Annotated in this window: 35 protein-coding genes; 32 read left to right on the top strand and 3 right to left on the bottom strand. The window is 58.0% G+C overall.

Annotated features, from left to right (window positions below; all coding sequences use genetic code 11):
• The 4 genes from argB to argH all read left to right on the top strand — a co-directional run bounded on the left by argB (nucleotide 1) and on the right by argH (nucleotide 4,427).
• A complete protein-coding gene (gene argB, locus BN1134_RS07195) occupies nucleotides 1-780 on the top strand; it encodes an acetylglutamate kinase (protein ID WP_042046242.1) in 780 nt (259 codons plus the stop codon).
• Nucleotides 781-793: 13 nt separating this feature from the next.
• Entirely contained in the window at nucleotides 794-1,708 is a 915-nt protein-coding gene (locus tag BN1134_RS07190) for an ornithine carbamoyltransferase (protein ID WP_042046241.1), read from the top strand.
• A gap of 26 nt (nucleotides 1,709-1,734) precedes the next feature.
• A complete protein-coding gene (locus BN1134_RS07185) occupies nucleotides 1,735-2,970 on the top strand; it encodes an argininosuccinate synthase (RefSeq protein WP_042046239.1) in 1,236 nt (411 codons plus the stop codon).
• Between the two features lie 74 nt (nucleotides 2,971-3,044).
• On the top strand, nucleotides 3,045-4,427 hold the full coding sequence (gene argH, locus BN1134_RS07180; protein WP_042046237.1) for an argininosuccinate lyase: 1,383 nt from the start codon (nucleotides 3,045-3,047) through the stop codon (nucleotides 4,425-4,427).
• A gap of 59 nt (nucleotides 4,428-4,486) precedes the next feature.
• On the opposite strand, the gene BN1134_RS07175 is transcribed toward argH, so the two are convergent.
• The 3 genes from BN1134_RS07175 to BN1134_RS07165 form a co-directional block, all read right to left on the bottom strand.
• Nucleotides 4,487-4,951: a hypothetical protein gene (locus BN1134_RS07175; RefSeq protein ID WP_042046236.1), complete on the bottom strand. Its 465-nt coding sequence runs from the start codon at nucleotides 4,949-4,951 to the stop codon at nucleotides 4,487-4,489.
• A gap of 104 nt (nucleotides 4,952-5,055) precedes the next feature.
• Complete coding sequence (locus BN1134_RS07170; protein WP_042046235.1) at nucleotides 5,056-6,657, bottom strand: VRR-NUC domain-containing protein; 1,602 nt, start codon at nucleotides 6,655-6,657, stop codon at nucleotides 5,056-5,058.
• On the bottom strand, nucleotides 6,641-7,558 hold the full coding sequence (locus BN1134_RS07165; protein ID WP_042046233.1) for a DMT family transporter: 918 nt from the start codon (nucleotides 7,556-7,558) through the stop codon (nucleotides 6,641-6,643). Before BN1134_RS07165 ends, BN1134_RS07170 begins: the two co-directional genes overlap by 17 nt.
• A gap of 306 nt (nucleotides 7,559-7,864) precedes the next feature.
• On the opposite strand from BN1134_RS07165, the gene rpsJ reads away from it, so the two are divergent.
• The 28 genes from rpsJ (at nucleotide 7,865) to rplQ (ending at nucleotide 21,487) form a co-directional block, all read left to right on the top strand.
• Nucleotides 7,865-8,176, top strand: a complete 312-nt coding sequence (gene rpsJ, locus BN1134_RS07160; protein ID WP_005307944.1) for a 30S ribosomal protein S10 — start codon at nucleotides 7,865-7,867, stop codon at nucleotides 8,174-8,176.
• Nucleotides 8,177-8,198: 22 nt separating this feature from the next.
• Nucleotides 8,199-8,831: a 50S ribosomal protein L3 gene (gene rplC / locus BN1134_RS07155; protein ID WP_042046232.1), complete on the top strand. Its 633-nt coding sequence runs from the start codon at nucleotides 8,199-8,201 to the stop codon at nucleotides 8,829-8,831.
• Between the two features lie 17 nt (nucleotides 8,832-8,848).
• A complete protein-coding gene (gene rplD / locus BN1134_RS07150) occupies nucleotides 8,849-9,454 on the top strand; it encodes a 50S ribosomal protein L4 (protein WP_042046230.1) in 606 nt (201 codons plus the stop codon).
• Nucleotides 9,451-9,753 carry a 50S ribosomal protein L23 gene (gene rplW, locus BN1134_RS07145; RefSeq protein WP_005350165.1) on the top strand — a complete coding sequence of 101 codons (303 nt, stop codon included), beginning with the start codon at nucleotides 9,451-9,453 and terminating at the stop codon, nucleotides 9,751-9,753. The genes rplD and rplW overlap by 4 nt, the downstream gene beginning before the upstream one ends.
• Before the next feature lie 15 nt (nucleotides 9,754-9,768).
• Entirely contained in the window at nucleotides 9,769-10,590 is an 822-nt protein-coding gene (rplB, locus tag BN1134_RS07140) for a 50S ribosomal protein L2 (protein ID WP_042046229.1), read from the top strand.
• A 22-nt stretch (nucleotides 10,591-10,612) separates the two neighbouring features.
• Nucleotides 10,613-10,891, top strand: coding sequence for a 30S ribosomal protein S19 (rpsS, locus tag BN1134_RS07135; protein WP_005307960.1), 279 nt, complete (start codon nucleotides 10,613-10,615; stop codon nucleotides 10,889-10,891).
• Between the two features lie 10 nt (nucleotides 10,892-10,901).
• A complete protein-coding gene (gene rplV / locus BN1134_RS07130) occupies nucleotides 10,902-11,246 on the top strand; it encodes a 50S ribosomal protein L22 (protein WP_005350163.1) in 345 nt (114 codons plus the stop codon).
• Nucleotides 11,247-11,249: 3 nt separating this feature from the next.
• On the top strand, nucleotides 11,250-11,960 hold the full coding sequence (gene rpsC, locus BN1134_RS07125) for a 30S ribosomal protein S3 (RefSeq protein ID WP_042046228.1): 711 nt from the start codon (nucleotides 11,250-11,252) through the stop codon (nucleotides 11,958-11,960).
• 13 nt (nucleotides 11,961-11,973) lie between these two features.
• Nucleotides 11,974-12,387, top strand: a complete 414-nt coding sequence (rplP, locus tag BN1134_RS07120; RefSeq protein WP_005350161.1) for a 50S ribosomal protein L16 — start codon at nucleotides 11,974-11,976, stop codon at nucleotides 12,385-12,387.
• Nucleotides 12,387-12,578 carry a 50S ribosomal protein L29 gene (rpmC, locus tag BN1134_RS07115; protein WP_042046227.1) on the top strand — a complete coding sequence of 64 codons (192 nt, stop codon included), beginning with the start codon at nucleotides 12,387-12,389 and terminating at the stop codon, nucleotides 12,576-12,578. Before rplP ends, rpmC begins: the two co-directional genes overlap by 1 nt.
• Entirely contained in the window at nucleotides 12,578-12,826 is a 249-nt protein-coding gene (rpsQ, locus tag BN1134_RS07110) for a 30S ribosomal protein S17 (RefSeq protein WP_042046225.1), read from the top strand. Before rpmC ends, rpsQ begins: the two co-directional genes overlap by 1 nt.
• A gap of 148 nt (nucleotides 12,827-12,974) precedes the next feature.
• Nucleotides 12,975-13,343, top strand: a complete 369-nt coding sequence (gene rplN / locus BN1134_RS07105) for a 50S ribosomal protein L14 (RefSeq protein WP_042046223.1) — start codon at nucleotides 12,975-12,977, stop codon at nucleotides 13,341-13,343.
• Between the two features lie 11 nt (nucleotides 13,344-13,354).
• Complete coding sequence (rplX, locus tag BN1134_RS07100) at nucleotides 13,355-13,672, top strand: 50S ribosomal protein L24 (RefSeq protein WP_042046222.1); 318 nt, start codon at nucleotides 13,355-13,357, stop codon at nucleotides 13,670-13,672.
• Between the two features lie 13 nt (nucleotides 13,673-13,685).
• Complete coding sequence (rplE, locus tag BN1134_RS07095) at nucleotides 13,686-14,225, top strand: 50S ribosomal protein L5 (RefSeq protein ID WP_042046221.1); 540 nt, start codon at nucleotides 13,686-13,688, stop codon at nucleotides 14,223-14,225.
• Between the two features lie 11 nt (nucleotides 14,226-14,236).
• Nucleotides 14,237-14,542 (top strand): 30S ribosomal protein S14, encoded by a 306-nt coding sequence (rpsN, locus tag BN1134_RS07090; RefSeq protein WP_042046219.1) that lies wholly within the window; start codon nucleotides 14,237-14,239, stop codon nucleotides 14,540-14,542.
• A gap of 20 nt (nucleotides 14,543-14,562) precedes the next feature.
• Nucleotides 14,563-14,955 carry a 30S ribosomal protein S8 gene (gene rpsH / locus BN1134_RS07085; protein WP_042046218.1) on the top strand — a complete coding sequence of 131 codons (393 nt, stop codon included), beginning with the start codon at nucleotides 14,563-14,565 and terminating at the stop codon, nucleotides 14,953-14,955.
• Nucleotides 14,956-14,966: 11 nt separating this feature from the next.
• Nucleotides 14,967-15,500: a 50S ribosomal protein L6 gene (gene rplF, locus BN1134_RS07080; protein WP_042046216.1), complete on the top strand. Its 534-nt coding sequence runs from the start codon at nucleotides 14,967-14,969 to the stop codon at nucleotides 15,498-15,500.
• A 9-nt stretch (nucleotides 15,501-15,509) separates the two neighbouring features.
• Nucleotides 15,510-15,863, top strand: coding sequence for a 50S ribosomal protein L18 (gene rplR, locus BN1134_RS07075; protein ID WP_042046214.1), 354 nt, complete (start codon nucleotides 15,510-15,512; stop codon nucleotides 15,861-15,863).
• Nucleotides 15,864-15,877: 14 nt separating this feature from the next.
• Complete coding sequence (gene rpsE, locus BN1134_RS07070) at nucleotides 15,878-16,378, top strand: 30S ribosomal protein S5 (protein ID WP_042046213.1); 501 nt, start codon at nucleotides 15,878-15,880, stop codon at nucleotides 16,376-16,378.
• A gap of 6 nt (nucleotides 16,379-16,384) precedes the next feature.
• A complete protein-coding gene (gene rpmD / locus BN1134_RS07065; protein WP_005350132.1) occupies nucleotides 16,385-16,567 on the top strand; it encodes a 50S ribosomal protein L30 in 183 nt (60 codons plus the stop codon).
• Nucleotides 16,568-16,569: 2 nt separating this feature from the next.
• Nucleotides 16,570-17,007 carry a 50S ribosomal protein L15 gene (gene rplO / locus BN1134_RS07060; RefSeq protein WP_042046211.1) on the top strand — a complete coding sequence of 146 codons (438 nt, stop codon included), beginning with the start codon at nucleotides 16,570-16,572 and terminating at the stop codon, nucleotides 17,005-17,007.
• A gap of 8 nt (nucleotides 17,008-17,015) precedes the next feature.
• Nucleotides 17,016-18,344 carry a preprotein translocase subunit SecY gene (gene secY, locus BN1134_RS07055; protein WP_042046210.1) on the top strand — a complete coding sequence of 443 codons (1,329 nt, stop codon included), beginning with the start codon at nucleotides 17,016-17,018 and terminating at the stop codon, nucleotides 18,342-18,344.
• Between the two features lie 26 nt (nucleotides 18,345-18,370).
• Nucleotides 18,371-18,484 (top strand): 50S ribosomal protein L36, encoded by a 114-nt coding sequence (gene rpmJ / locus BN1134_RS19200; RefSeq protein WP_005319705.1) that lies wholly within the window; start codon nucleotides 18,371-18,373, stop codon nucleotides 18,482-18,484.
• 140 nt (nucleotides 18,485-18,624) lie between these two features.
• Nucleotides 18,625-18,981: a 30S ribosomal protein S13 gene (rpsM, locus tag BN1134_RS07050; protein WP_042046209.1), complete on the top strand. Its 357-nt coding sequence runs from the start codon at nucleotides 18,625-18,627 to the stop codon at nucleotides 18,979-18,981.
• Between the two features lie 14 nt (nucleotides 18,982-18,995).
• The gene (gene rpsK, locus BN1134_RS07045; RefSeq protein WP_042046208.1) at nucleotides 18,996-19,385 is read left to right on the top strand and encodes a 30S ribosomal protein S11; all 390 of its coding nucleotides are present in this window, start codon (nucleotides 18,996-18,998) and stop codon (nucleotides 19,383-19,385) included.
• Nucleotides 19,386-19,425: 40 nt separating this feature from the next.
• Nucleotides 19,426-20,046, top strand: a complete 621-nt coding sequence (gene rpsD / locus BN1134_RS07040) for a 30S ribosomal protein S4 (RefSeq protein WP_042046207.1) — start codon at nucleotides 19,426-19,428, stop codon at nucleotides 20,044-20,046.
• Nucleotides 20,047-20,070: 24 nt separating this feature from the next.
• The gene (locus BN1134_RS07035) at nucleotides 20,071-21,060 is read left to right on the top strand and encodes a DNA-directed RNA polymerase subunit alpha (protein WP_042046206.1); all 990 of its coding nucleotides are present in this window, start codon (nucleotides 20,071-20,073) and stop codon (nucleotides 21,058-21,060) included.
• Between the two features lie 43 nt (nucleotides 21,061-21,103).
• On the top strand, nucleotides 21,104-21,487 hold the full coding sequence (gene rplQ / locus BN1134_RS07030; protein ID WP_005350112.1) for a 50S ribosomal protein L17: 384 nt from the start codon (nucleotides 21,104-21,106) through the stop codon (nucleotides 21,485-21,487).
• Nucleotides 21,488-21,555 lie beyond the last annotated feature (68 nt).

Genomic DNA, 21,555 nt, shown 5'->3' with positions numbered 1-21,555 from the left:
ATGGAAAAGCAGACTCTGGTTATCAAGCTGGGCGGCGCCCTGCTGGAGAGTGACGAGGCGCTGAGCGCCCTGTTCGCGACCCTCAAGGACTTCCTCGATGAGCAGCACCGCCCTCTGGTGCTGGTGCACGGTGGCGGCTGTCTGGTCGATGACCTGCTCAAGGGGTTGGGGCTCACCTCGACCAAGAAAAACGGCCTGCGGGTCACCCCGTTTGAGCAGATCCCCTACATCGCCGGCGCGCTGGCTGGCACGGCCAACAAGCAGATGATGGGCAAGGCCATCGCCACCGGGATTCCGGCGGTGGGGCTCTGCCTGGCCGACGGTGGTCTGTGCCAGGTGACCCAGCTCGATCCGGATCTGGGCGCCGTGGGCGACTGCCAACCGGGTAACCCGGCCCTGCTGCAAGGCATCCTCGGCCAGGGTTTCCTGCCGGTGGTGAGCTCCATCGGCATCACCGCCGAAGGTCAGCTGATGAACGTCAACGCCGATCAGGCCGCCACGGCGATTGCCGAGGCGCTCGGTGCCGATCTGGTGATGCTCTCCGACGTGAGCGGCATTCTCGATGGCAAGGGCAAGCTGGTGCCTGCCCTCGACAAGGCCACCGCGCTGGATCTGATGGAGAAAGGGGTTATCGCCGATGGCATGGCGGTCAAGGTAAAGGCGGCGCTGCACGCGGCCGAAACCCTCGGCAAGCCGGTCTGTGTCGCCAGCTGGCGCTACCCGGAGCAGCTGCTCAAACTGCTGGCGGGCGGCGCCGTCGGCACCAAGGTTACCCTGTAAAAGGAGCACTCCCATGCAGCATCTTCTGACCGGTACCGAATTCGACCAGGCCCAGCTCCTGGCCCTCATCAAGCTCGGCAAGGCCATCAAGGCAGATCCGAAAAAGTACAGCCAGTCCCTGGCGGGCAAGAGCCTGGTGACCCTGTTTGAGAAGCCCTCCCTGCGCACCCGGGTCACCTTTGACATCGGCATCGCCAAGTTGGGCGGCCACAGTGTCTATATGGATCAGCAGAACGGGGCCCTCGGCAAGCGCGAGTCGGTGAAGGATTTCGCCGGTAACCTGTCGCGCTGGTGTGACGGCATTGTGGCCCGGGTGTTTGATCACCAGACTCTGGTCGAGATGGCCGAGCACGGCAGCGTGCCGGTGGTGAACAGCCTGTGCAACCTCTATCACCCGTGCCAGGCCTTCGCCGACTTTATGACCATCTCGGAAAACTATTCAGACCTGAGCAAGGTGAAGTTGGCTTATCTGGGGGATGGCAACAACGTCAGCCACTCCCTGCTGCTGACCGGCGCCATCCTCGGCACCGATGTCACCTTGGTCTGCCCCAAGGGGCATGGCCCGGATGTGCAGATCTTCCAGCAGGCCCAGGCCCTGGCCGCCCAGAGCGGCGCCACCCTGGCGGTGAGCGATGACATCGCGGCGATCGAAGGCTTCGATGTGGCCTACACCGATACCTGGGTATCGATGGGGGATACCACCCCGATGGAGCAGGTCATGGAGCTCTTCATGCCCTACCAGATTAATCAGGCGCTGCTGGATCGTACCGGCATCCGCCACGTGCTGCACTGCCAGCCGGCCCATCGCGATCTCGAGATCACCTCGGAAGTGATGGACGGCCCCGCCTCTCTGATCCTCGACGAGGCGGAGAACCGCATGCACATCCAGAACGCTATTCTGCTGACCCTGCTGGGCGGCCAACACTGATTTAAATTGTCACGGAGAGAAAGATCATGAGTGGAATCAACAAGATTGTATTGGCCTATTCCGGCGGACTGGACACCTCGGCCATCATCCCCTGGCTCAAAGAGCACTATGATGCCGAAATCATCGCCTTCGTTGCCGACGTGGGCCAGGAGCGTGACGACCTGGAAGGGATCGAGCAGAAGGCCCTCGCCTCCGGCGCGGTCAAGTGCATCATCAAGGATCTGCGCGAAGAGTTCGTCAAAGAGTACGTCTACCCGACCCTGAAGACCGGCGCCATCTATGAAGGCACCTACCTGCTGGGCACCTCCATGGCTCGCCCCGTGATCGCCAAGGCGATGGTGGAAGCGGCCCTGGCCGAAGGGGCGGATGCTATCTCCCACGGCTGTACCGGCAAGGGCAACGATCAGGTGCGTTTCGAAGGCGCCGTGGCCGCCCTGGCTCCGCAGCTCAAGGTGATCGCCCCGTGGCGGTTGTGGGACATGCGCTCCCGTGAGGATCTGCTGGCCTATCTGGAAGCGCGCAACATCCCCTGCAAGGCGACCCTGAAGAAGATCTACAGCCGCGATGCCAACGCCTGGCACATCTCCACCGAGGGTGGCGAGCTGGAGAGCACCTGGAACGAGCCGTCTGAAGCCGTGTGGCAGTGGACCGTCTCTGCCGAGCAGGCCCCGGATCAGCCCGAGTACGTCAAGCTGACCGTCGCCAAGGGCGAAGTGGTGGCCGTGGATGACCAGAAGCTGACCCCGCACCAGATCCTGACCACCCTGAACGAGCGTGCCGGCAAGCACGGCGTCGGCCGGGTCGACATCACCGAGAACCGCATGGTGGGCATGAAGTCCCGCGGTTGCTACGAGACCCCGGGCGGTACCGTCATGGTGGCGGCCCTGCGCGCTGTGGAAGAGCTGGTGCTGGACAGACCGACCCGCGCCTGGCGCGAGAAGCTCGGCGCCGAGTTCTCCCACCTGGTGTATGACGGCCGCTGGTTCACCCCGCTGTGCAAGGCGATCCTCGCCTCCGCCAACGCCATCGCCGAGGATCTCGACGGTGAAGTGGTGCTGAAGATGTACAAGGGTCAGGTCACCGCGACCCAGAAGAAGTCGCCCAACAGCCTCTACTCCGAAGACTTCGCGACCTTTGGGGCCGACGAAGTGTACGACCAGAGCCATGCTGACGGCTTCATCCGTCTCTACACCCTGGCCAGCCGGATCCGCGCCATGAAGGAGCAGAACCAGGCTATCGGTGGTGATCACACTCACGGTTAAGGTGTGACGGGGTGGCCACGATGCGGGCCACCCCGTAAATAGACAGAGACAGGATCGACGTAAGGAGTAACGAGATGGCACTTTGGGGTGGGCGCTTTAGTCAGGGCGCGGACGCAAGATTCAAGCAGTTCAACGATTCACTGCGCTTCGATTACCGCCTGGCGGAGCAGGACATCCAGGGCTCCATGGCCTGGGCCCGCGCCCTGGTCAAGGTAGGGGTGCTGACCGCCGCCGAGCAGGCCAGCCTGCAACAGGCGATGGAAACTCTGCTGGCCTCGGTGCAGCAGGACCCGCAGCAGATCCTGAGCTCGGATGCCGAAGACATCCACTCCTGGGTCGAGGGCAAGCTCATCGCGGCGGTCGGCGATCTCGGTAAGAAGCTGCACACCGGGCGTTCCCGTAACGATCAGGTCGCCACCGATCTGAAGCTCTGGTGCAAGGCGCAAGGGGAGCTGCTGCTCGCCTCCATTACCGCCCTGCAACAGGGGCTGGTCGGTTGTGCCCGGGCGCATCAGCACACCGTGCTGCCCGGCTACACCCACTTGCAGCGGGCCCAGCCGGTCACCTTCAGCCACTGGGCACTGGCCTATGTGGAGATGCTGGAGCGGGACTATAGCCGGTTGCAGGACGCCCTCAAGCGTCTCGATACCAGCCCGCTCGGCTGTGGTGCCCTGGCGGGCACTGCGTATGCCATCGATCGGGAGGCGCTGGCCCGCGATCTCGGCTTTGCCGGGGCGACCCGCAACAGCCTGGACTCGGTCTCGGATCGGGATCACGTGGTCGAGCTGATGCACGTGGCCTCGCTCTCCATGGCCCACCTGTCGCGTCTGGCCGAAGATCTCATCTTCTACAACACCGGTGAGGCGGGGTTCCTCGAACTCTCCGATGCGGTCACCTCGGGCTCCTCCCTGATGCCGCAGAAGAAGAACCCGGATGCGCTGGAGCTGATCCGTGGCAAGGCCGGCCGGGTGGTCGGTGCCCAGATGGCCATGCTGATGACCCTCAAGGCGCTGCCGCTGGCCTACAACAAGGACATGCAAGAGGATAAAGAGGGGTTGTTCGACGCCCTCGATACCTGGCATGACTGCCTGGACATGGCGGCGCTGGTGCTGGTCGATCTCAAGGTCAACGGCGAGCGTACCAAGGCGGCTGCCCAGGGTGGCTACGCCAACGCGACCGAGCTGGCCGACTACCTGGTGGCCAAGGGCATACCGTTTCGCGAGGCGCACCACATCGTCGGTGAGGCCGTGGTCTACGCCATCGGGGTGCAAAAACCGCTGGAGGGGCTGAGCCTGGACGAGTTCGCCCGCTTTAGCCCGCTCATCGCGGCGGATGTCTATCCGAACCTGGAGCTGGAGGCGACCCTGGCCAAGCGGGTTGCCAAGGGGGGCGTGGCACCGCAGCAGATCGCGGCGGCCCTGGCGGCGGCCGAGGCCCTGTTGGCCGGACGCGGCTGATCCCTACTCTGTTTTAGCGACGTGGTGGCGGCAACTCTCGGGTTGCCGCCTTTTTTTATTCAGGCCCGGGTGGCGAGCAGGCCGCCGATCCCCTCGCCACGACCGCGCGGCAGGGTGGTGGCAAAGGCATCGAGAAAGGCGCCGAGATCGGCCGGGCTCAGGTTGAGCTGGCTCTTGAGGCTGGAGTAGGCCTGCTGCAACGCCTCGCCTTCGGCGCCTGCGCTGCCGCTGGCCAGCTGCTGTTGCAGGGTGCTGACCGCCCCTTGCAGCGATTGCTCCGGGGCCAGGTTTTTAAGCCCCGCCATCAGTTGGGTCATGAACTGCTCGATGGCGCCCTGTTGCCCCTCGTCGTTGGGGTTGCTGGCGCCGAGCCGGCGAAACAACCCTTGCAGGGTGGGCGCCAGGGCGCGCTCATTGCTTTCGGCGCGCGGGGCGGCCTTGGGGGACTCGGTGTGGCTCGACAGCAAGGCGCCACCGAGCTTGAGCGCCAGTGAGGCGAGAGGGAGCAGAGCGGTGATGGACATGGCCTCGATCCTCTGAGGAAGTAACCCTCGAACGGTTGCAGGGTTCAGGCCACTTTTTGTTCAAAAAGCCCGCTAGAGACTAACTTGCTGAGCCGCCAGCTGATTTATTCCTGCCGGGTGATGCGTGCCAGCGCATGGGGAATGTCGCAGGCGGCAAAGTGCTGCAACCAGCGGCGCTGGTGGGATTGCAGCTCGTCGCCCGGCCCCTTCACCTCGACCAGGCAATACTCTCCCTCCCTGAACAGGGCCAGATCGGGTTGGCCGCTGCGGTTGCCGCGCAGATCGAAGCTGAGCCGCTCCAGCATGGCCAGCCGCTGGGCGAGGGGAATGGTGGTCAGCGCCTGCTCCAGCAGCGCGCGTGGCAGCCGCTCCCACTCGACCCAGGCGTTGAGGGTGCCCAGCTTTTCGTCATAGCGATCGAGCAGGGCGGGCCAGCTTGCCGGGGCGGCCAGTTCTTGCCACCTCGCGTCGAACTGCGCCCAGCGCCGCTGCATGAAGTTGGCCGAGAACATGTCGGCCGGCGCGCGTTGGTAGCGGTTGAAGAAGACGCCGGGCTGGGGGCTGAAGATGATCTCCCAGAAGGCGAGGCCGAACAGGCCGTTGATGAGGGCATTTTCACACCAAAAGCCCTGCCACCCCTCGGCGGCGAGGGCCTCGAGGGTGGCCTCTTCAACCCGGCCCGGCCAGTCGGGCAGGGTGAGGTGCCAGGTGGGGGGCGTGGGGTGACGGTGGCGCGCCACCTTGTGCCCGCGCTGGCGTGCCAGTTTGTCGGCGAGCGGCCGGCTGACCTCGCGCTCCTCTTCATCGAGCGGAGCGGCCAGCATGGCGTGGAGTAAGGTCTCGGCTGCGCCGAGATCGCCTGCCTCCAGCAGCAGGCGCACCTGCCGCTCCCGCGCCGGGGGGCGCTGGCAGGTGCGGTAGAGGGCGAGGGCGGCAGCGGGTTCGCCGGCGCGTTCCAGATCCCGGGCCAGCGCGAGGCGCAGTCGCTCGTGGCGCCCTTGCAGGGCAGGCCATTGCGGTTCGGCGGGCAGTGTCGCCTGCCATTCGCTGGCCGCCGCCGGCCCCTGTGCCTCGCGAGCCTGTTGCCAGGCGTCGTGCCACTGGTCGAGGGCAAGCCTGGCATCGAGCTGGGCACGGCTCTGGAACAGGCGATCGTCGGCGCCGATGGGGTAGGGCTCGTAGCGGTAGTGGCCGAGATCGAGCAACACAAACTCGGTGAGGCTCTGCTCCCGGTTGCCGAAAAACAGCAGCAGGAAGCGCTCGAGCAGGGGGCGTTCTGCGACCTGCAAGGTGCGAAAGGCAAGGGCTGGGAGTGGCGCCTCGGTGAGACGCGCCAGCAACTGCTCCTTGCGGGCGCTGCGGGGTTGCTCGGGGGCGAGGGCGTGTAGCTCGGGCTTGGTGAGCAGGAGACCGAGTTCGGGCCAGGAGGGGGTGGCGAGCCGGATAAAGCCGGCGTCGGCCAGTTCATCGAGCGGCAGTGCGCCTATCTCGGGGTAGTGCAGCTTGTCGGCGCGAAACCACTCTCCCTTGCGTGAAAGCAGGCGCACCAGCAGGCAGGCCACCGGGTGGGAGAGGGAGGCAAAGCGCGTCAGCCAGCCCCGCTCCTCGGCGATGAGCAGATCGCCATAGCGCTCCTCGACCCACCCCAGCAGCAGGCGGAAGTTGCCGAGGTAGTAGTCGGGAGCCAGCTCAACCGGGCTCGCCATCGCGGACGACCTTGCGATAGCGCTTGCCATACCTGAGCTGCTGGATCAGCAGGGCGGCGATGATGAGCGTCAGCCCCACCGGGGTGGCGGGGTGGATCTCCTCTCCGACCAGCAGGCGTAGCAGCAGCAGGGAGGCAAACGGTGAGATGAAGATGAGGTTGCTGATGGGGGCCGTGTTGGTGGCGTGGCGCAGTGCCAGCAGCCAGAGCACGAAGGCAAACCCCATCTCGAACAGCCCCACATAGATGGCGCCCACCCACCCCTGCCAGGCGGTCATATGGAAATCGGCCAGCAGGGCGGTGGCCAGCACGATCCAGGGAATACTGATGAGAAAGCCGAGCAGCAGGCTGACCACGGGATCGCCCTGGTTGCGGGTGTTGAGGATCCAGTAGCCGGCCCAGATCAGGGTTGAACCGAGCGCCAGCGTGACCCCGAGCGGGCTGTCGAACTGCAGGCCGAAGAGATCCCCCTTGGTGGCGATCACCAGGGCACCGAAGTAGCCGAGCACGATGGCGACGCCGTCGCGGCGGCGCAGTGTCTGACCGAGGAAGGGGACCGCCAGCAGGGAGAGGGTGATGGCCCAGGTGTAGTTGAGGGTCTGTGCCTGCTGAGCGGGCAGCAGATCATAGGCCTTGAACAGCAGCAGGTAATAGAGGAAAGGGTTGAGGGTGCCGAGGGCCAAGTAATAGAAGGGGCGCGCCTTCAGGTACTGCCAAAGCAGGGCCAGCTTGCCCTGACGAGCGACGATGCCCAGCAGGGCCAGTGCCGAGGTACAGGCCGCGACCAGCAGCAGTTGTACCGGCTGGAAGTACTGTAGCGAGAGCTTGAAGGCGGTGGCGACGGTCGACCACATGGCTACGGTCGCCAGGGCGAACAGGTAGGCCTTTTTCTGATCTTTCATGGGGGAATAGCCATCCGTGTGATTCCTGCGCGGAGCCGGCAGTCTAACAGAGTTGGCAGGTCGTCAGCAGCGGGAACAAAACTGCACAATATCTGTACTTGCCCGGTTGCACCCTCGCTGAAAATCGGTATAATCCTCTGCGCTCTCCCTCGAGGAGAGCCGAACCTAGGTTCGTCTGCCGAGATATTCGGCCATACAGTCCTCCCGATCTGTGGAGGAAACGTTAAAAATCACACCTCTGGCGGGAGTAATCTCGGTCGGGCGGTGTTGATTTATGTTCTTTATATACTCTTGGAGCTCTGGTCCATGCAGAACCAAAGAATCCGTATCCGCCTGAAGGCTTTCGATCATCGTCTGATCGATCAATCCACCGCGGAAATCGTAGAAACTGCCAAGCGCACTGGCGCCCAGGTACGCGGTCCGATCCCGCTGCCGACTCGCAAAGAGCGCTTCACCGTGCTGATCTCTCCGCACGTAAACAAAGATGCTCGTGACCAGTACGAAATTCGTACTCACAAGCGTCTGGTTGATATCGTCGAGCCGACTGACAAGACCGTTGACGCCCTGATGCGTCTGGATCTGGCTGCTGGTGTCGACGTGCAGATCAGCCTGGGTTAATTACGGAAAGGGGTTGATAACAATGACAATCGGTCTTGTAGGTCGCAAAGTGGGTATGACCCGCATCTTCACCGAAGATGGCGTTTCTATCCCCGTGACCGTTATCGAAGTTGAAGCTAACCGTGTAACTCAGGTCAAGTCTGTTGAAACCGACGGCTACAACGCTATCCAGGTTACCACTGGCGCCAAGAAAGCCAGCCGTGTAACCAAGCCGGAAGCTGGCCACTTTGCCAAAGCTGGTGTTGAAGCCGGCCGCGGTCTGTGGGAATTCCGCCTGAACGACGGTGACACTTTCACCGTTGGCAGCGAGCTGAAGGTTGACATCTTCTCTGAAGTTAAGCTGGTAGACGTTACCGGTACTTCCAAGGGTAAGGGCTTCGCCGGTACTGTTAAGCGCTGGAACTTCCGCACCCAGGATATGACCCACGGTAACTCCCTGTCCCACCGTGTACCTGGCTCCATCGGTCAAAACCAGACCCCGGGCCGCGTATTCAAGGGCAAAAAGATGGCTGGCCATCTGGGCAATGAGCGTGTAACCACTCAGAACCTGGAACTGGTCCGCGTCGACGTTGAACGCAACCTGCTGCTGGTCAAAGGCGCAGTTCCGGGTGCTACCAACGCTGACGTGATCGTTAAACCCGCCGTCAAAGCGTAACGTCTGAGGAGATAGTAATGGAATTGGTAATGAAAGACGCCCAGAGCGCTCTTCAAGTTTCCGAAACTACCTTCGGGCGTGAATTCAACGAAGCCCTGGTTCACCAGGTCGTCGTTGCCTACGCAGCTGGTGCTCGTCAGGGTACCCGTGCGCAGCTGACTCGCTCCGAAGTGTCTGGCGGCGGCAAGAAGCCGTGGCGTCAGAAGGGTACCGGTCGTGCCCGTGCTGGCTCTATCCGCTCCCCGATTTGGCGTTCCGGTGGTGTGACTTTTGCTGCTAAGCCGCAAGATCACAGCCAGAAGGTCAACAAGAAGATGTACCGCGGCGCAATCCGCAGCATCCTGTCCGAGCTGGTCCGTCAGGACCGTCTGATCGTGGTCGAGAAGTTCGCTATCGACGCACCGAAGACCAAGGCTCTGACCGCCAAGCTGAAAGAGATGGAACTGTCCGACGTTCTGATCGTGACCGCTGAAGTCGATGAGAACCTGTTCCTGGCTGCTCGCAACCTGTACAAGGTCGACGTGCGTGATGTTGCCGGTATCGACCCGGTCAGCCTGATCGCTTTCGACAAGGTTCTGATGACTGCTGACGCAGTTAAGCAAATCGAGGAGATGCTGGCATGATCCGTGAAGAGCGTCTGCTGAAAGTTCTGAAGGCTCCGCACATCTCTGAAAAGAGCACCATGGTCGCCGAGCACCAGAACACTATCGTGTTCAAGGTTGCTACCGACGCTACCAAGGCGGAAATCAAAGCCGCAGTTGCGAAACTGTTCGAGGTTGAAGTTGAGACCGTCCGTACCCTGAACATGAAGGGTAAGACCAAGCGCACTGGTGCGCGCGTAGGCCGTCGTTCCGATTGGAAAAAGGCTTATGTGACCCTGAAAGCTGGTCAGGACATCGACTTCATGGGCGCAGCCGAGTAAGAGGAGTTCTGAAAAATGGCAATCGTTAAGTGCAAGCCTACTTCTCCGGGCCGCCGCCACGTCGTCAAGATCGTCAACCAGGATCTGTACAAGGGTAAGCCCTTCGCAGCCCTGCTGGACAAGAAAGAAAAGAGTGGTGGTCGTAACAACAACGGCCGCATCACCACCCGTCATATCGGTGGTGGCCACAAGCAGCACTACCGTATCGTTGACTTCAAGCGCAACAAAGACGGTATCCCTGCCAAGGTTGAGCGTCTGGAATACGACCCGAACCGTACCGCTAACATCGCCCTGGTGCTGTATGCAGACGGTGAGCGTCGTTACATCCTGGCTCCGAAGGGTCTGAAGGCTGGCGACGCCATCGCCTCCGGTTCCGACGCCGCCATCAAGGTGGGCAACACCCTGCCGATGCGCAACATCCCGGTTGGTACTACCGTACACGCCGTTGAGATGAAGCCGGGCAAGGGCGCTCAGCTGGCTCGTTCTGCTGGTGCTTTCGTTCAGATCCTGGCTCGTGAAGGCAACTACGTCACCCTGCGTCTGCGCTCCGGCGAAGTACGTAAGGTGCTGTCTGAGTGCCGTGCCACCATCGGCGAAGTCGGCAATGCCGAGCACATGCTGCGTCAACTGGGTAAGGCTGGTGCCAACCGCTGGCGTGGTATTCGTCCGACCGTTCGCGGTATGGCGATGAACCCGGTCGACCACCCGCATGGTGGTGGTGAAGGTCGCAACAAGGGTATCCAGCCGGTATCTCCTTGGGGCCAGAAGGCCAAGGGCTTCAAGACCCGTAAGAACAAGCGCACCGACAAGTACATCGTACGTCGTCGTAACAAGTAATTGTTAATTTAGAGGAATCACCATGCCACGTTCTCTCAAGAAGGGTCCATTTATTGACCTGCACTTGCTGAAGAAGGTAGAGAAAGCGGTGGAAAGCGGGGATAAAAAACCGGTTAAGACCTGGTCCCGTCGTTCAATGATCATCCCGAACATGATCGGTTTGACCATCGCTGTCCATAATGGTCGTCAGCACGTACCTGTGTTTGTTACCGAAGAAATGATCGGTCACAAGCTGGGTGAATTCGCACCGACTCGTACTTATCGCGGTCATGCCGCTGATAAGAAGGCCAAGAAGCGCTAAGGGGTAAATGATGGAAGCTATCGCTAAACACCGTTTCGCCCGTACTTCTGCACAGAAGGCTCGCCTGGTCGCTGATCAAGTACGTGGTCTGCCGGTAGACAAGGCTCTGAACATCCTGGCTTTCAGCCCGAAAAAGGCTGCTGTGCTGGTGAAGAAGGTGCTGGAATCTGCCATTGCTAACGCCGAGCACAACGAAGGTGCCGACATTGATGCACTGCGTGTTGCCACCATCATGGTTGACGAAGGTCCGACCATGAAGCGCATCCGTCCTCGTGCTAAAGGTCGCGCGGATCGTATCCTGAAGCGTACCGCTCACATCACTGTAGTGGTATCCGACGCTAAGGCTGGGAGATAAGCAATGGGTCAGAAAGTTCATCCTAATGGCATTCGCCTGGGTATTACCAAGCCTTGGAATTCTACCTGGTACGCGAACTCCAAAGACTTCGCTGACAACCTGTACAGCGATTTCCAAGTACGCCAGTTCCTCACTAAGGAACTGAAGAACGCTTCTCTGTCCAAGATCACCATCGAGCGTCCGGCCAAGAGCATCCGTGTGACCATTCACACCGCTCGTCCGGGTGTCGTGATCGGCAAGAAGGGTGAAGACGTTGAGAAACTGCGCAAGGCTGTTGCCGCTATCGCTGGCGTGCCTGCTCAGATCAACATTTCCGAAGTCCGCAAGCCGGAGCTGGATGGCAAACTCGTTGCCGACAGCATCACTTCCCAGCTGGAACGCCGTGTAATGTTCCGTCGCGCCATGAAGCGCGCCGTACAGAACGCCATGCGTTTGGGTGCCAAGGGCATCAAGGTGGAAGTTTCCGGTCGTCTGGGCGGCGCTGAAATCGCGCGTACCGAATGGTACCGTGAAGGTCGTGTGCCCCTGCACACCCTGCGTGCCGACATCGACTATGCAACTTCTGAAGCCCACACCACCTACGGTGTGATCGGCGTTAAGGTTTGGATCTTCAAGGGTGAAGTTCTGGGTGGTCTGGCTGCCGTTAACGCCGCCGCTGCTCAAGAGCAAGCTCCTGCAAAGCCCAAGCGCGAAAACAAACGCCGCGGTAAGTAAGGAGATTCGGTAAATGTTGCAACCTAAGCGTACTAAATTCCGCAAGATCCATAAGGGTCGTAACCGCGGTATGGCCACCTCTGGTAACGAAGTTTCCTTCGGTTCCTTTGGCCTGAAAGCGACCACTCGTGGCCGTCTGACTGCCCGTCAAATCGAAGCAGCTCGTCGTGCTATGACTCGTCACGTTAAGCGTCAAGGCAAGATCTGGATCCGTGTGTTCCCGGACAAGCCCATCACCGAAAAGCCCCTCGAAGTTCGTATGGGTAAAGGTAAGGGTAACGTGGAATACTGGGTCGCTCAGATCCAGCCGGGCAAAGTCCTGTACGAGATGGACGGTGTTCCTGAGGCTCTGGCACGCGAAGCGTTCGCCCTGGCCGCAGCCAAGCTGTCTGTTCAGACCACTTTCGTAACTCGGACGGTGATGTGATGAAAGCACAAGATCTGCGCGAAAAGAGCGTCGAAGAGCTGAACCAGGAACTGCTGGCTAAGCTGCGTGAGCAGTTCAACCTGCGTATGCAAGCCTCCACCGGTCAACTGGCTCAGACTCACACTCTGAAACAAGTGCGTCGCGACATCGCGCGCATCAAGACTGTACTGACTCAGAAGGCAGGTGCGTAATGACTGACAAGATCCGTACTCTGCAGGGTCGTGTAATCAGCGACAAGATGGACAAGTCCATCACTGTGGCTATCGAGCGCAAGGTAAAGCACCCGATCTACGGTAAGATCATCAAGCGCACTACCAAGCTGCACGTACACGATGAAAACAACGAGTGCAAGGCTGGCGACCTCGTGGAAATCCGCGAGTGCCGTCCGCTGTCCAAGACCAAGTCCTGGACCCTGGTTGGTATTGTAGAAAAGGCCTAATTTAGGTTCTTGCTAGCCCAAACGGCCCCTGGTGGGGCCGTTTGTTTTTTAGGCTACCTTTTCGAAAATACCTGTGTTATAGTTTCGCGCCTTTCAAAGGCAGCCAGATCCCGAGAGGGATAAGAAGTAAACAAAGCGGAGCACTAAGATGATCCAGATGCAAAGTATGCTGGATGTTGCCGATAACTCCGGCGCACGCAGCGTAATGTGTATTAAGGTTCTGGGTGGTTCGCACCGCCGTTACGCCGGCATCGGCGACATCATCAAGGTTTCTATCAAAGAAGCCATTCCTCGCGGTAAAGTGAAGAAAGGTGATGTGTACAACGCGGTGGTCGTACGCACCCGTAAAGGCGTTCGTCGTCCGGACGGCTCTGTCATCCGTTTCGACAATAACGCGGCTGTGTTGCTTAACAACAACCAGCAGCCGATCGGTACTCGTATTTTTGGCCCGGTGACTCGTGAACTGCGTAATGAAAAGTTCATGAAGATTGTGTCCCTGGCACCTGAAGTACTGTAAGGAGTCGAACGATGGCAGCTAAAATCCGTCGCGAAGACGAAGTAATCGTCCTGACCGGCAAAGACAAGGGCAAGCGTGGCAAAGTCACTCAAGTCCTGGCCTCTGAAGGTAAGGTCGTTGTGGAAGGCATCAACTTGGTTAAGAAGCACCAAAAGCCGGTACCCGCTCTGGGTCAGGCCGGTGGCATCGTAACCAAAGAAGCCCCGATCCACGTATCTAACGTAGCGCTGTTCAACTCTGCCTCTGGCAAGGCTGACCGCGTAGGTTTCCGGATTGAAGACGGCAAGAAAGTGCGTGTTTTCAAATCCACCGGCGAACTTGTGAAGTAATTGGAGTTTAACGATGGCGAAACTGCATGATTACTACAAAGCAAATGTAGTAAATGAACTGAGTAAGCAGTTCGGTTACAAGACTATCATGCAAGTCCCTCGGATCGAGAAAATCACCCTGAACATGGGTGTTGGTGAAGCGATTGCTGATAAAAAACTGCTGGAAAATGCCGTTGCCGATTTGGCAGCCATTTCCGGTCAGAAGCCGCTGGTCACCAAAGCTCGTAAATCCGTTGCGGGCTTCAAGATTCGTGAAGGCTACCCGATAGGTTGCAAAGTAACCCTGCGTGGCGAGCGTATGTGGGAGTTCCTGGAGCGCCTGATCTCTATCGCTGTACCCCGTGTCCGTGACTTCCGTGGTCTGAACGCTAAGTCGTTCGATGGCCGTGGTAACTACTCCATGGGTGTGCGTGAGCAGATCATCTTCCCGGAAATCGACTATGACAAGGTCGATCGCGTTCGTGGTCTGGATATCACCATCACCACCTCCGCGCAAACCGATGATGAAGGCCGTGCTCTGCTGGCTGCCTTTAACTTCCCGTTCCGCAAGTAAGGTGTAGGGTTATGGCAAAACTTTCCATGAAAGCACGCGACGCGAAGCGTGCCAAGCTGGCAGCCAAGTACGCTACCAAGCGTGCCGAGCTGAAAGCTCTCATCGTAGATATGAATGCTTCTGACGAAGCGCGTTGGGATGCTGTTCTGAAGCTGCAACAGCTGCCCCGTGATTCCAGCCCGACCCGCCAGCGTAACCGTTGTGCCATTACTGGCCGTCCGCACGGTTTCCTGCGCAAATTTGGCCTGTGCCGCATCAAGGTGCGTGAGCATGCCATGAAGGGTGAAATTCCGGGCCTGAAAAAGGCCTCTTGGTAAAGAATCTCGGGAGTTAAACTATGAGCATGCAAGATCCGATCGCGGATATGCTGACCCGCATCCGTAACGGTCAGGCGGCTAGCAAAGTTGCGGTTTCCATGCCCTCTTCCAAGCTGAAGGTAGCGATTGCCGAAGTGCTGAAAGAAGAAGGTTACATCACTGGCTACAAAGTAGCTGGTGACGTGAAGCCGGAACTGGAAATCGAACTTAAGTATTTCCAAGGCCAGCCGGTTGTAGAACTGATCCAACGCGTAAGCCGTCCCGGCCTGCGTATTTACAAGCGTACCTCTGATCTGCCGAAAGTTATGGGTGGTCTGGGTATAGCTGTTGTGTCCACTTCGAAAGGTGTGATGACTGACCGTGCTGCTCGTAAGGCTGGCATGGGCGGTGAGATCATCTGCTACGTCGCTTAAGGAGGTAGGAAATGTCTCGTGTTGCTAAGGCACCCGTCGCGATTCCTGCCGGCGTAGAGGTGACTCTGAATGGCCAAGAGCTGACCGTAAAAGGTTCCAAGGGCTCTCTGGTTCGTTCCATCAACGCGGCTGTTGAAGTGACCAAGGAAGAAGGCGTACTGAAGTTTGCTCCGCGTGCCGGCTTTGCCGGTGCCAATGCTCAAGCTGGTACTGCTCGCGCCCTGGTCAACAACATGGTCATCGGTGTTACCCAAGGCTTCGAGCGCAAGCTGCAGCTGGTTGGCGTAGGCTATCGTGCCTCCGTCAAGGGCAATGCTGTTGCGCTGGCGCTGGGCTTCTCCCACCCGGTTGAGCATGCTCTTCCGGCTGGTATCACCGCTGAATGCCCGTCCCAGACCGAGATCGTTCTGCGTGGCGTTGACAAGCAGGTGATCGGCCAAGTTGCCGCGGATATCCGTGCTTACCGCGCTCCGGAGCCCTACAAGGGCAAGGGTGTACGCTATGCCAATGAGCAGGTGCGTACTAAAGAAGCTAAGAAGAAGTAAGGTAACACTATGGACAAGAAAGCAGCTCGTCTCCGTCGTGCTACTCGTGCACGTAAGAAGATGCAGGAACTGGGTGCGACTCGTCTGGTTGTTCACCGTACTCCGCGTCATATCTACGCGCAGGTTATTGCAGCCAACGGTTCCGAAGTCCTGGCCTCTGCTTCCACTGTAGAGAAGGCTATCAGCGAGAGCATCAAATACACCGGTAACGCCGACGCGGCCGCCGTTGTAGGTAAAGCTATCGCCGAGCGCGCCATCGCCAAGGGCGTACAGAACGTGTCTTTTGACCGTTCCGGTTTCAAGTATCACGGTCGTGTAGCCGCTCTGGCTACCGCTGCTCGTGACGCTGGTCTGCAGTTCTAAGGTAGGAGTCGAAGATGGCTAAAATCGAATCTCAAGCCGGTGAACTGCACGAGAAGCTCATTGCGGTAAACCGTGTTTCGAAAACTGTTAAGGGTGGTCGTATCATGTCCTTCACCGCACTGACCGTAGTGGGTGATGGCAACGGCCGTGTAGGTTACGGTTACGGTAAGGCCCGTGAAGTTCCGGCTGCCATTCAAAAGGCAATGGAACAGGCCAAGCGCAACCTGAAGAAGGTAGAACTGAACAATGGCACTCTGCACCACCCGGTGAAGGGTATCCACTCTGGTTCCACCGTATTCATGAAGCCGGCTTATGAAGGTACTGGTATCATCGCTGGCGGTGCCATGCGTGCCGTTCTGGAAGTTGCTGGTGTTCACAACGTGCTGGCCAAGACCTACGGTTCCACTAACCCGATCAACGTGGTTCGCGCCACTGTAGACGCTCTGGTTCACGGTCAATCTCCGGAACAGATCGCTGCGAAGCGTGGTCTGCGCGTTGAAGAAATTCTGGGGTAATGCGACATGGCTAACAAGACTGTAAAAGTAACTCAAACCCGCAGCTCTATCGGCCGCTTGCCCAAGCATAAGGCTACTCTGCGTGGCCTGGGTCTGCGTCGCATCGGTCACACCGTTGAGCTGGAGGACACTCCTTGCGTTCGCGGTATGATCAACCAGGTGTACTACATGGTTAAGGTGGAGGGCTAAGCATGCGTCTGAACACTCTGTCTCCGGCCGCTGGCTCTAAGCCTGAGAAGGCTCGTCGCGGTCGTGGTATCGGCTCTGGTCTGGGTAAGACTGGTGGTCGTGGTGTTAAGGGCCAGACCTCCCGTTCCGGTGGTGGCAAGGTCCGTCGCGGTTATGAAGGCGGTCAGATGCCGCTGAAAATCCGTCTGCCGAAGTTCGGTTTCACTTCTCGCAAGTCTCTGGTTTCTGCCGAGGTTCGCCTGAACGAGATCGCCAAGGTAGAGGGTGATGTGGTCGATCTGAGCACCCTGAAGCAAGCTGGTGTTGTTACTAAGAACATCGAGTTTGTTAAGGTTGTCCTGTCTGGCAACATTGACCGTGCTGTAACCGTTCGTGGTCTGCCCGTCACCAAGGGTGCACGTGCAGCCATCGAGGCCGCTGGCGGCAAAATCGAGGAATAATCAGTACAATGGCTAAGAAACCAGGATTGGATGTTAAGGCACAGGGTGGTCTGAGTGAGCTGAAGAGCCGTCTGCTCTTCGTTCTCGGAGCGATTATCGTATTCCGCGCAGGCTCTTATGTGCCGATTCCTGGTATTGACGCCGCCGTACTGGCCGAACTGTTCCAGCAACAGAAGGGCACCATCATTGAGATGTTCAACATGTTCAGTGGTGGTGCACTTGCCCGTGCCTCTATTCTTGCGCTGGGGATCATGCCGTATATTTCGGCATCGATCATCATCCAGTTGTTGACCGTGGTTCATCCTACTCTTGCTGAACTCAAGAAAGAGGGTGAGTCGGGGCGCCGCAAGATCAGCCAATATACGCGCTGGGGTACGTTGGTATTGGGAACTTTCCAGGCCATTGGTATTGCAACCGGCTTGCCGAATATGATGCAGGGGCTCGTGACTAATCCGGGCTTCGGTTTCTATTTCACAGCGGTTGTGAGTCTGGTCACCGGAACCATGTTCTTGATGTGGTTGGGTGAGCAGATTACGGAGCGTGGCATTGGTAATGGTATCTCGTTGATTATTTTCACGGGTATCGTTGCTGGGCTGCCTCATGCCATTGGCGCTACGGCCGAACAGGCACGTCAAGGGGAATTGCACATCCTGCTGTTGCTGTTGCTGGGCTTGATTGTTTTCGCTGTAACTTACTTTGTGGTCTTTGTGGAGCGTGGTCAGCGTCGTATCGTCGTCAACTACGCAAAGCGTCAACAGGGCCGTCAGGTATTTGCAGCGCAAAGCACGCACCTGCCGTTGAAAGTTAATATGGCTGGTGTGATTCCTGCGATTTTCGCATCCAGTATCATCCTCTTCCCGGGGACCATTACCTCTTGGTTTGGTCAGGGTGAGGGCAAGGTTGCCGATGTCCTGCAGCAGATCTCTATGGTTCTGCAGCCGGGTCAGCCCTTGTATGAGATGCTGTATGCAGCAGCCATTATCTTCTTCTGTTTCTTCTATACTGCGCTGGTGTTTAATCCGCGTGAGACAGCAGACAACCTGAAGAAGAGTGGAGCCTTTATCCCGGGGATCCGCCCGGGCGAGCAGACAGCACGTTACATCGATAAGGTTATGACTCGCCTGACTCTTGCCGGTGCACTGTATATAACCTTTATCTGTCTGGTACCGCAGTTCTTGATGACTGCCTGGAACGTACAGTTCTATTTCGGTGGCACCTCGCTGCTGATTATCGTGGTAGTTATCATGGACTTCATGGCTCAGGTTCAGACCCATATGATGTCTCATCAGTATGGTGATGTCCTGAGGAAGGCCAACCTGAAGGGCTACGGCCGCTAAGGTCGGCGTAGTTACGGAGTTAAGCAATGAAAGTTCGTGCTTCCGTTAAGGCAATCTGCCGTAACTGCAAAATCATCAAGCGTCACGGTGTGGTGCGTGTGATTTGCAGCGAGCCTAAGCATAAGCAACGCCAAGGCTAATTAAGTTACGGTTAGTACTTGCAACAAATAGTTGAGCTGGCTAAGATAGCCAGCCAACTTTTGTTGTGTAATGGTTGACCGCCACGTATCCGCTCACGGGCTTTGTGGTGGTCGTAATCTACTTTATGTAGGAGTGAATAGTGGCCCGTATCGCTGGCATTAACATTCCTGACCATAAGCATGCAGTCATCGCTTTGACTGCGATTTATGGCATCGGTCGTACCCGCTCCAAGGCCATCTGTGCCGCAGCCGGTATCGCTGAGAATGTAAAAATTAAAGACCTGGATGAAGCTCAGGTAGAGACTCTGCGCGAGCAAGTAGGTAAGTACACTGTAGAAGGTGACCTGCGTCGTCAGATTTCTATGAACATCAAGCGCTTGATGGACCTGGGTTGCTACCGTGGTTTGCGTCACCGTCGTAGCCTGCCTGTTCGTGGTCAGCGCACCAAGACCAACGCACGTACCCGTAAGGGTCCGCGCAAGGCTATCAAGAAGTAACGGGAAGGTAGAAAATGGCTAAAACTCCGACTCGTGCTCGCAAGCGCGTTAAAAAGCAAGTGAGCGACGGTATCGCACACGTACACGCCTCTTTCAACAACACAATCGTGACTATCACTGACCGTCAGGGCAATGCTCTGTCTTGGGCCACTTCTGGTGGTTCTGGTTTCCGTGGTTCTCGTAAGTCCACCCCGTTCGCTGCCCAGGTTGCAGCTGAGCGTGCCGGTGAGATGGCCAAAGAATATGGCCTGAAGAACCTGGAAGTCATGGTCAAGGGTCCGGGTCCCGGTCGTGAGTCTTCCATCCGCGCTCTGAACGCGGCTGGTTTCCGCATCACGAACATCACTGATGTGACTCCGATCCCGCACAACGGTTGTCGTCCTCCCAAGAAGCGCCGCGTGTAACGCGTTTCGCTACTTGGTCTAGGATTGTTGGAGAAAGAAGATGGCAAGATATATCGGTCCTAAGCTTAAGCTTAGCCGTCGTGAGGGCACCGACCTTTTCCTGAAGTCTGGTGTTCGTGCGATTGATTCTAAGTGCAAGATTGACACCGCTCCGGGTCAACATGGTGCTCGTAAAGCGCGCCTGTCCGACTACGGTGTTCAACTGCGCGAGAAGCAAAAAGTTCGCCGTATTTACGGCATTTTGGAAAAACAGTTCCGCAACTACTACCGCAATGCTTCCCGTCAAAAGGGGAACACCGGTGAAAACCTGTTGCAGCTGCTGGAAGGTCGTCTGGACAACGTCGTTTATCGCATGGGCTTCGGCGCCACTCGTGCTGAAGCACGTCAGCTGGTTAGCCACAAGTCCATCATGGTCAACGGCCGCGTTGTGAACATTCCTTCTTTCCAGGTTTCCCCTGAGGACGTGGTCTCTGTTCGTGAGAAGGCCAAGAAGCAGGCTCGTATCAAGGCTGCTCTTGAAATCGCTGCTCAGCGCGAAAAGCCGACTTGGGTAGAGGTTGACGCTGCCAAGATGGAAGGTGCCTTCAAGCGCCTGCCGGAGCGTTCCGACCTGTCTGCCGACATTAACGAACAGCTGATCGTCGAGCTTTACTCCAAGTAAAGCTAGCTTCTAAGAGAGGACACAATGCTGGGTTCTGTAACAGATTTTCTTAAGCCGCGGCTAGTTGATATTGAGCAAGTTAGCCCGACTCACGCAAAAGTGACTCTTGAGCCGCTTGAGCGTGGCTTTGGTCACACGCTGGGTAATGCCCTGCGTCGTATTTTGCTTTCTTCTATGCCCGGTTGTGCAGTCACTGAAGTTGAAATCGATGGTGTTCTGCATGAGTACAGCAGCAAGGAAGGTGTTCAGGAAGACGTTCTCGAAATCCTGCTGAACCTGAAAGGCATCGCTGTGAAGCTGGAAGGCAAGGACGAGGTTACTCTGTCCCTGACCAAGTCTGGAACAGGCCCCGTTACCGCAGGTGATATCACTCACGGTGATGAAGTCGAGATCGTAAACCCGGAGCACGTAATCTGCCACCTGACCAGTGCAAATGCTGAAATCAGCATGCGCCTGAAGATCCAGCGTGGTCGTGGTTACGTGCCCGCTTCCGCCCGCGTCCACAATGACGATGAAGAGCGCCCGATTGGTCGTTTGCTGCTGGACTCCGCGTTCAGCCCGATCGTTCGTATCGCCTACAACGTAGAAGCGGCTCGTGTGGAACAGCGTACCGACTTGGACAAGCTGGTCATCGAAATGGAGACCAACGGCACTCTGGATCCGGAAGAGGCTATCCGTCGTTCCGCCACTATCCTGGCAGAACAGCTGGAAGCCTTCGTCGACCTGCGTGACGTAAGCGTGCCCGAGAAGAAGGAAGAAAAACCCGAGTTCGATCCGATTCTGCTGCGTCCTGTCGATGATTTGGAGCTGACAGTTCGTTCCGCGAACTGTCTTAAGGCAGAAGCTATCCACTATATTGGTGATCTGGTACAGCGTACCGAAGTCGAGTTGCTTAAGACTCCGAACCTCGGTAAGAAGTCCCTGACTGAGATCAAGGACGTGTTGGCCTCCCGTGGTCTGTCTCTGGGCATGCGCCTTGAGAACTGGCCGCCCGCCAGCATCGCTGACGAGTAAATCCAGATTACGGGTTCACAGATTTAGTTAGAAGGATAAGGTCATGCGCCATCGTTTGAGTGGTCGTCAACTGAACCGGAACAGCAGCCATCGTCAGGCTATGTTCCGCAACATGGCCAGCTCCCTGGTTCGTCATGAGATCATCAAGACGACTCTGCCGAAGGCAAAAGAGCTGCGTCGTGTAGTTGAACCGCTGATCACCCTTGCCAAGACTGATAGCGTTGCTAACCGTCGTCTGGCATTCGCCCGCACTCGTGATAACGAAGTCGTGGCAAAACTGTTCAACGAACTGGGCAAGCGCTACCAAGAGCGCGCCGGTGGTTATACTCGCATCCTGAAGTGCGGGTTCCGTGCCGGTGACAACGCTCCGATGGCTTACATCGAGCTGGTAGACCGCCCGGCAGCTGCTGAAGCAGCTGCTGAGTAAGATAGAAAAAGCCGGGCTTGCCCGGCTTTTCTTTTTCCTGCATTTTTTCACACCCGCACACCCGCACA

The sequence above is a fragment of the Aeromonas simiae genome (genome assembly GCF_000820125.1).
Taxonomy (GTDB): domain Bacteria; phylum Pseudomonadota; class Gammaproteobacteria; order Enterobacterales; family Aeromonadaceae; genus Aeromonas; species Aeromonas simiae.
The sequence above is the reverse complement of the archived record's forward strand: the minus strand, read 5'-3'. Positions and strand labels throughout refer to the sequence as shown.

Bases quoted from the DNA above. Each gene is read 5' to 3' on its own strand.
- rplE (WP_042046221.1), top strand. From the start codon at position 13,686: ATGGCGAAACTGCATGATTACTACAAAGCAAATGTAGTAAATGAACTG.
- rplN (WP_042046223.1), top strand. From the start codon at position 12,975: ATGATCCAGATGCAAAGTATGCTGGATGTTGCCGATAACTCCGGCGCA.
- rpsE (WP_042046213.1), top strand. From the start codon at position 15,878: ATGGCTAAAATCGAATCTCAAGCCGGTGAACTGCACGAGAAGCTCATT.
- BN1134_RS07035 (WP_042046206.1), top strand. From the start codon at position 20,071: ATGCTGGGTTCTGTAACAGATTTTCTTAAGCCGCGGCTAGTTGATATT.
- rpsJ (WP_005307944.1), top strand. From the start codon at position 7,865: ATGCAGAACCAAAGAATCCGTATCCGCCTGAAGGCTTTCGATCATCGT.
- rplQ (WP_005350112.1), top strand. From the start codon at position 21,104: ATGCGCCATCGTTTGAGTGGTCGTCAACTGAACCGGAACAGCAGCCAT.
- rpsC (WP_042046228.1), top strand. From the start codon at position 11,250: ATGGGTCAGAAAGTTCATCCTAATGGCATTCGCCTGGGTATTACCAAG.
- rpsH (WP_042046218.1), top strand. From the start codon at position 14,563: ATGAGCATGCAAGATCCGATCGCGGATATGCTGACCCGCATCCGTAAC.
- BN1134_RS07165 (WP_042046233.1), bottom strand. From the start codon at position 7,558: ATGAAAGATCAGAAAAAGGCCTACCTGTTCGCCCTGGCGACCGTAGCC.
- rpmD (WP_005350132.1), top strand. From the start codon at position 16,385: ATGGCTAACAAGACTGTAAAAGTAACTCAAACCCGCAGCTCTATCGGC.
- rplO (WP_042046211.1), top strand. From the start codon at position 16,570: ATGCGTCTGAACACTCTGTCTCCGGCCGCTGGCTCTAAGCCTGAGAAG.
- rplB (WP_042046229.1), top strand. From the start codon at position 9,769: ATGGCAATCGTTAAGTGCAAGCCTACTTCTCCGGGCCGCCGCCACGTC.
- rplW (WP_005350165.1), top strand. From the start codon at position 9,451: ATGATCCGTGAAGAGCGTCTGCTGAAAGTTCTGAAGGCTCCGCACATC.
- rpsD (WP_042046207.1), top strand. From the start codon at position 19,426: ATGGCAAGATATATCGGTCCTAAGCTTAAGCTTAGCCGTCGTGAGGGC.
- argB (WP_042046242.1), top strand. From the start codon at position 1: ATGGAAAAGCAGACTCTGGTTATCAAGCTGGGCGGCGCCCTGCTGGAG.
- BN1134_RS07175 (WP_042046236.1), bottom strand. From the start codon at position 4,951: ATGTCCATCACCGCTCTGCTCCCTCTCGCCTCACTGGCGCTCAAGCTC.
- argH (WP_042046237.1), top strand. From the start codon at position 3,045: ATGGCACTTTGGGGTGGGCGCTTTAGTCAGGGCGCGGACGCAAGATTC.
- rplD (WP_042046230.1), top strand. From the start codon at position 8,849: ATGGAATTGGTAATGAAAGACGCCCAGAGCGCTCTTCAAGTTTCCGAA.
- BN1134_RS07170 (WP_042046235.1), bottom strand. From the start codon at position 6,657: ATGGCGAGCCCGGTTGAGCTGGCTCCCGACTACTACCTCGGCAACTTC.
- rplC (WP_042046232.1), top strand. From the start codon at position 8,199: ATGACAATCGGTCTTGTAGGTCGCAAAGTGGGTATGACCCGCATCTTC.
- BN1134_RS07190 (WP_042046241.1), top strand. From the start codon at position 794: ATGCAGCATCTTCTGACCGGTACCGAATTCGACCAGGCCCAGCTCCTG.
- rplV (WP_005350163.1), top strand. From the start codon at position 10,902: ATGGAAGCTATCGCTAAACACCGTTTCGCCCGTACTTCTGCACAGAAG.
- BN1134_RS07185 (WP_042046239.1), top strand. From the start codon at position 1,735: ATGAGTGGAATCAACAAGATTGTATTGGCCTATTCCGGCGGACTGGAC.
- secY (WP_042046210.1), top strand. From the start codon at position 17,016: ATGGCTAAGAAACCAGGATTGGATGTTAAGGCACAGGGTGGTCTGAGT.
- rplR (WP_042046214.1), top strand. From the start codon at position 15,510: ATGGACAAGAAAGCAGCTCGTCTCCGTCGTGCTACTCGTGCACGTAAG.
- rplP (WP_005350161.1), top strand. From the start codon at position 11,974: ATGTTGCAACCTAAGCGTACTAAATTCCGCAAGATCCATAAGGGTCGT.
- rpsK (WP_042046208.1), top strand. From the start codon at position 18,996: ATGGCTAAAACTCCGACTCGTGCTCGCAAGCGCGTTAAAAAGCAAGTG.
- rpsQ (WP_042046225.1), top strand. From the start codon at position 12,578: ATGACTGACAAGATCCGTACTCTGCAGGGTCGTGTAATCAGCGACAAG.
- rpmC (WP_042046227.1), top strand. From the start codon at position 12,387: ATGAAAGCACAAGATCTGCGCGAAAAGAGCGTCGAAGAGCTGAACCAG.
- rpsN (WP_042046219.1), top strand. From the start codon at position 14,237: ATGGCAAAACTTTCCATGAAAGCACGCGACGCGAAGCGTGCCAAGCTG.
- rplF (WP_042046216.1), top strand. From the start codon at position 14,967: ATGTCTCGTGTTGCTAAGGCACCCGTCGCGATTCCTGCCGGCGTAGAG.
- rplX (WP_042046222.1), top strand. From the start codon at position 13,355: ATGGCAGCTAAAATCCGTCGCGAAGACGAAGTAATCGTCCTGACCGGC.
- rpsS (WP_005307960.1), top strand. From the start codon at position 10,613: ATGCCACGTTCTCTCAAGAAGGGTCCATTTATTGACCTGCACTTGCTG.
- rpmJ (WP_005319705.1), top strand. From the start codon at position 18,371: ATGAAAGTTCGTGCTTCCGTTAAGGCAATCTGCCGTAACTGCAAAATC.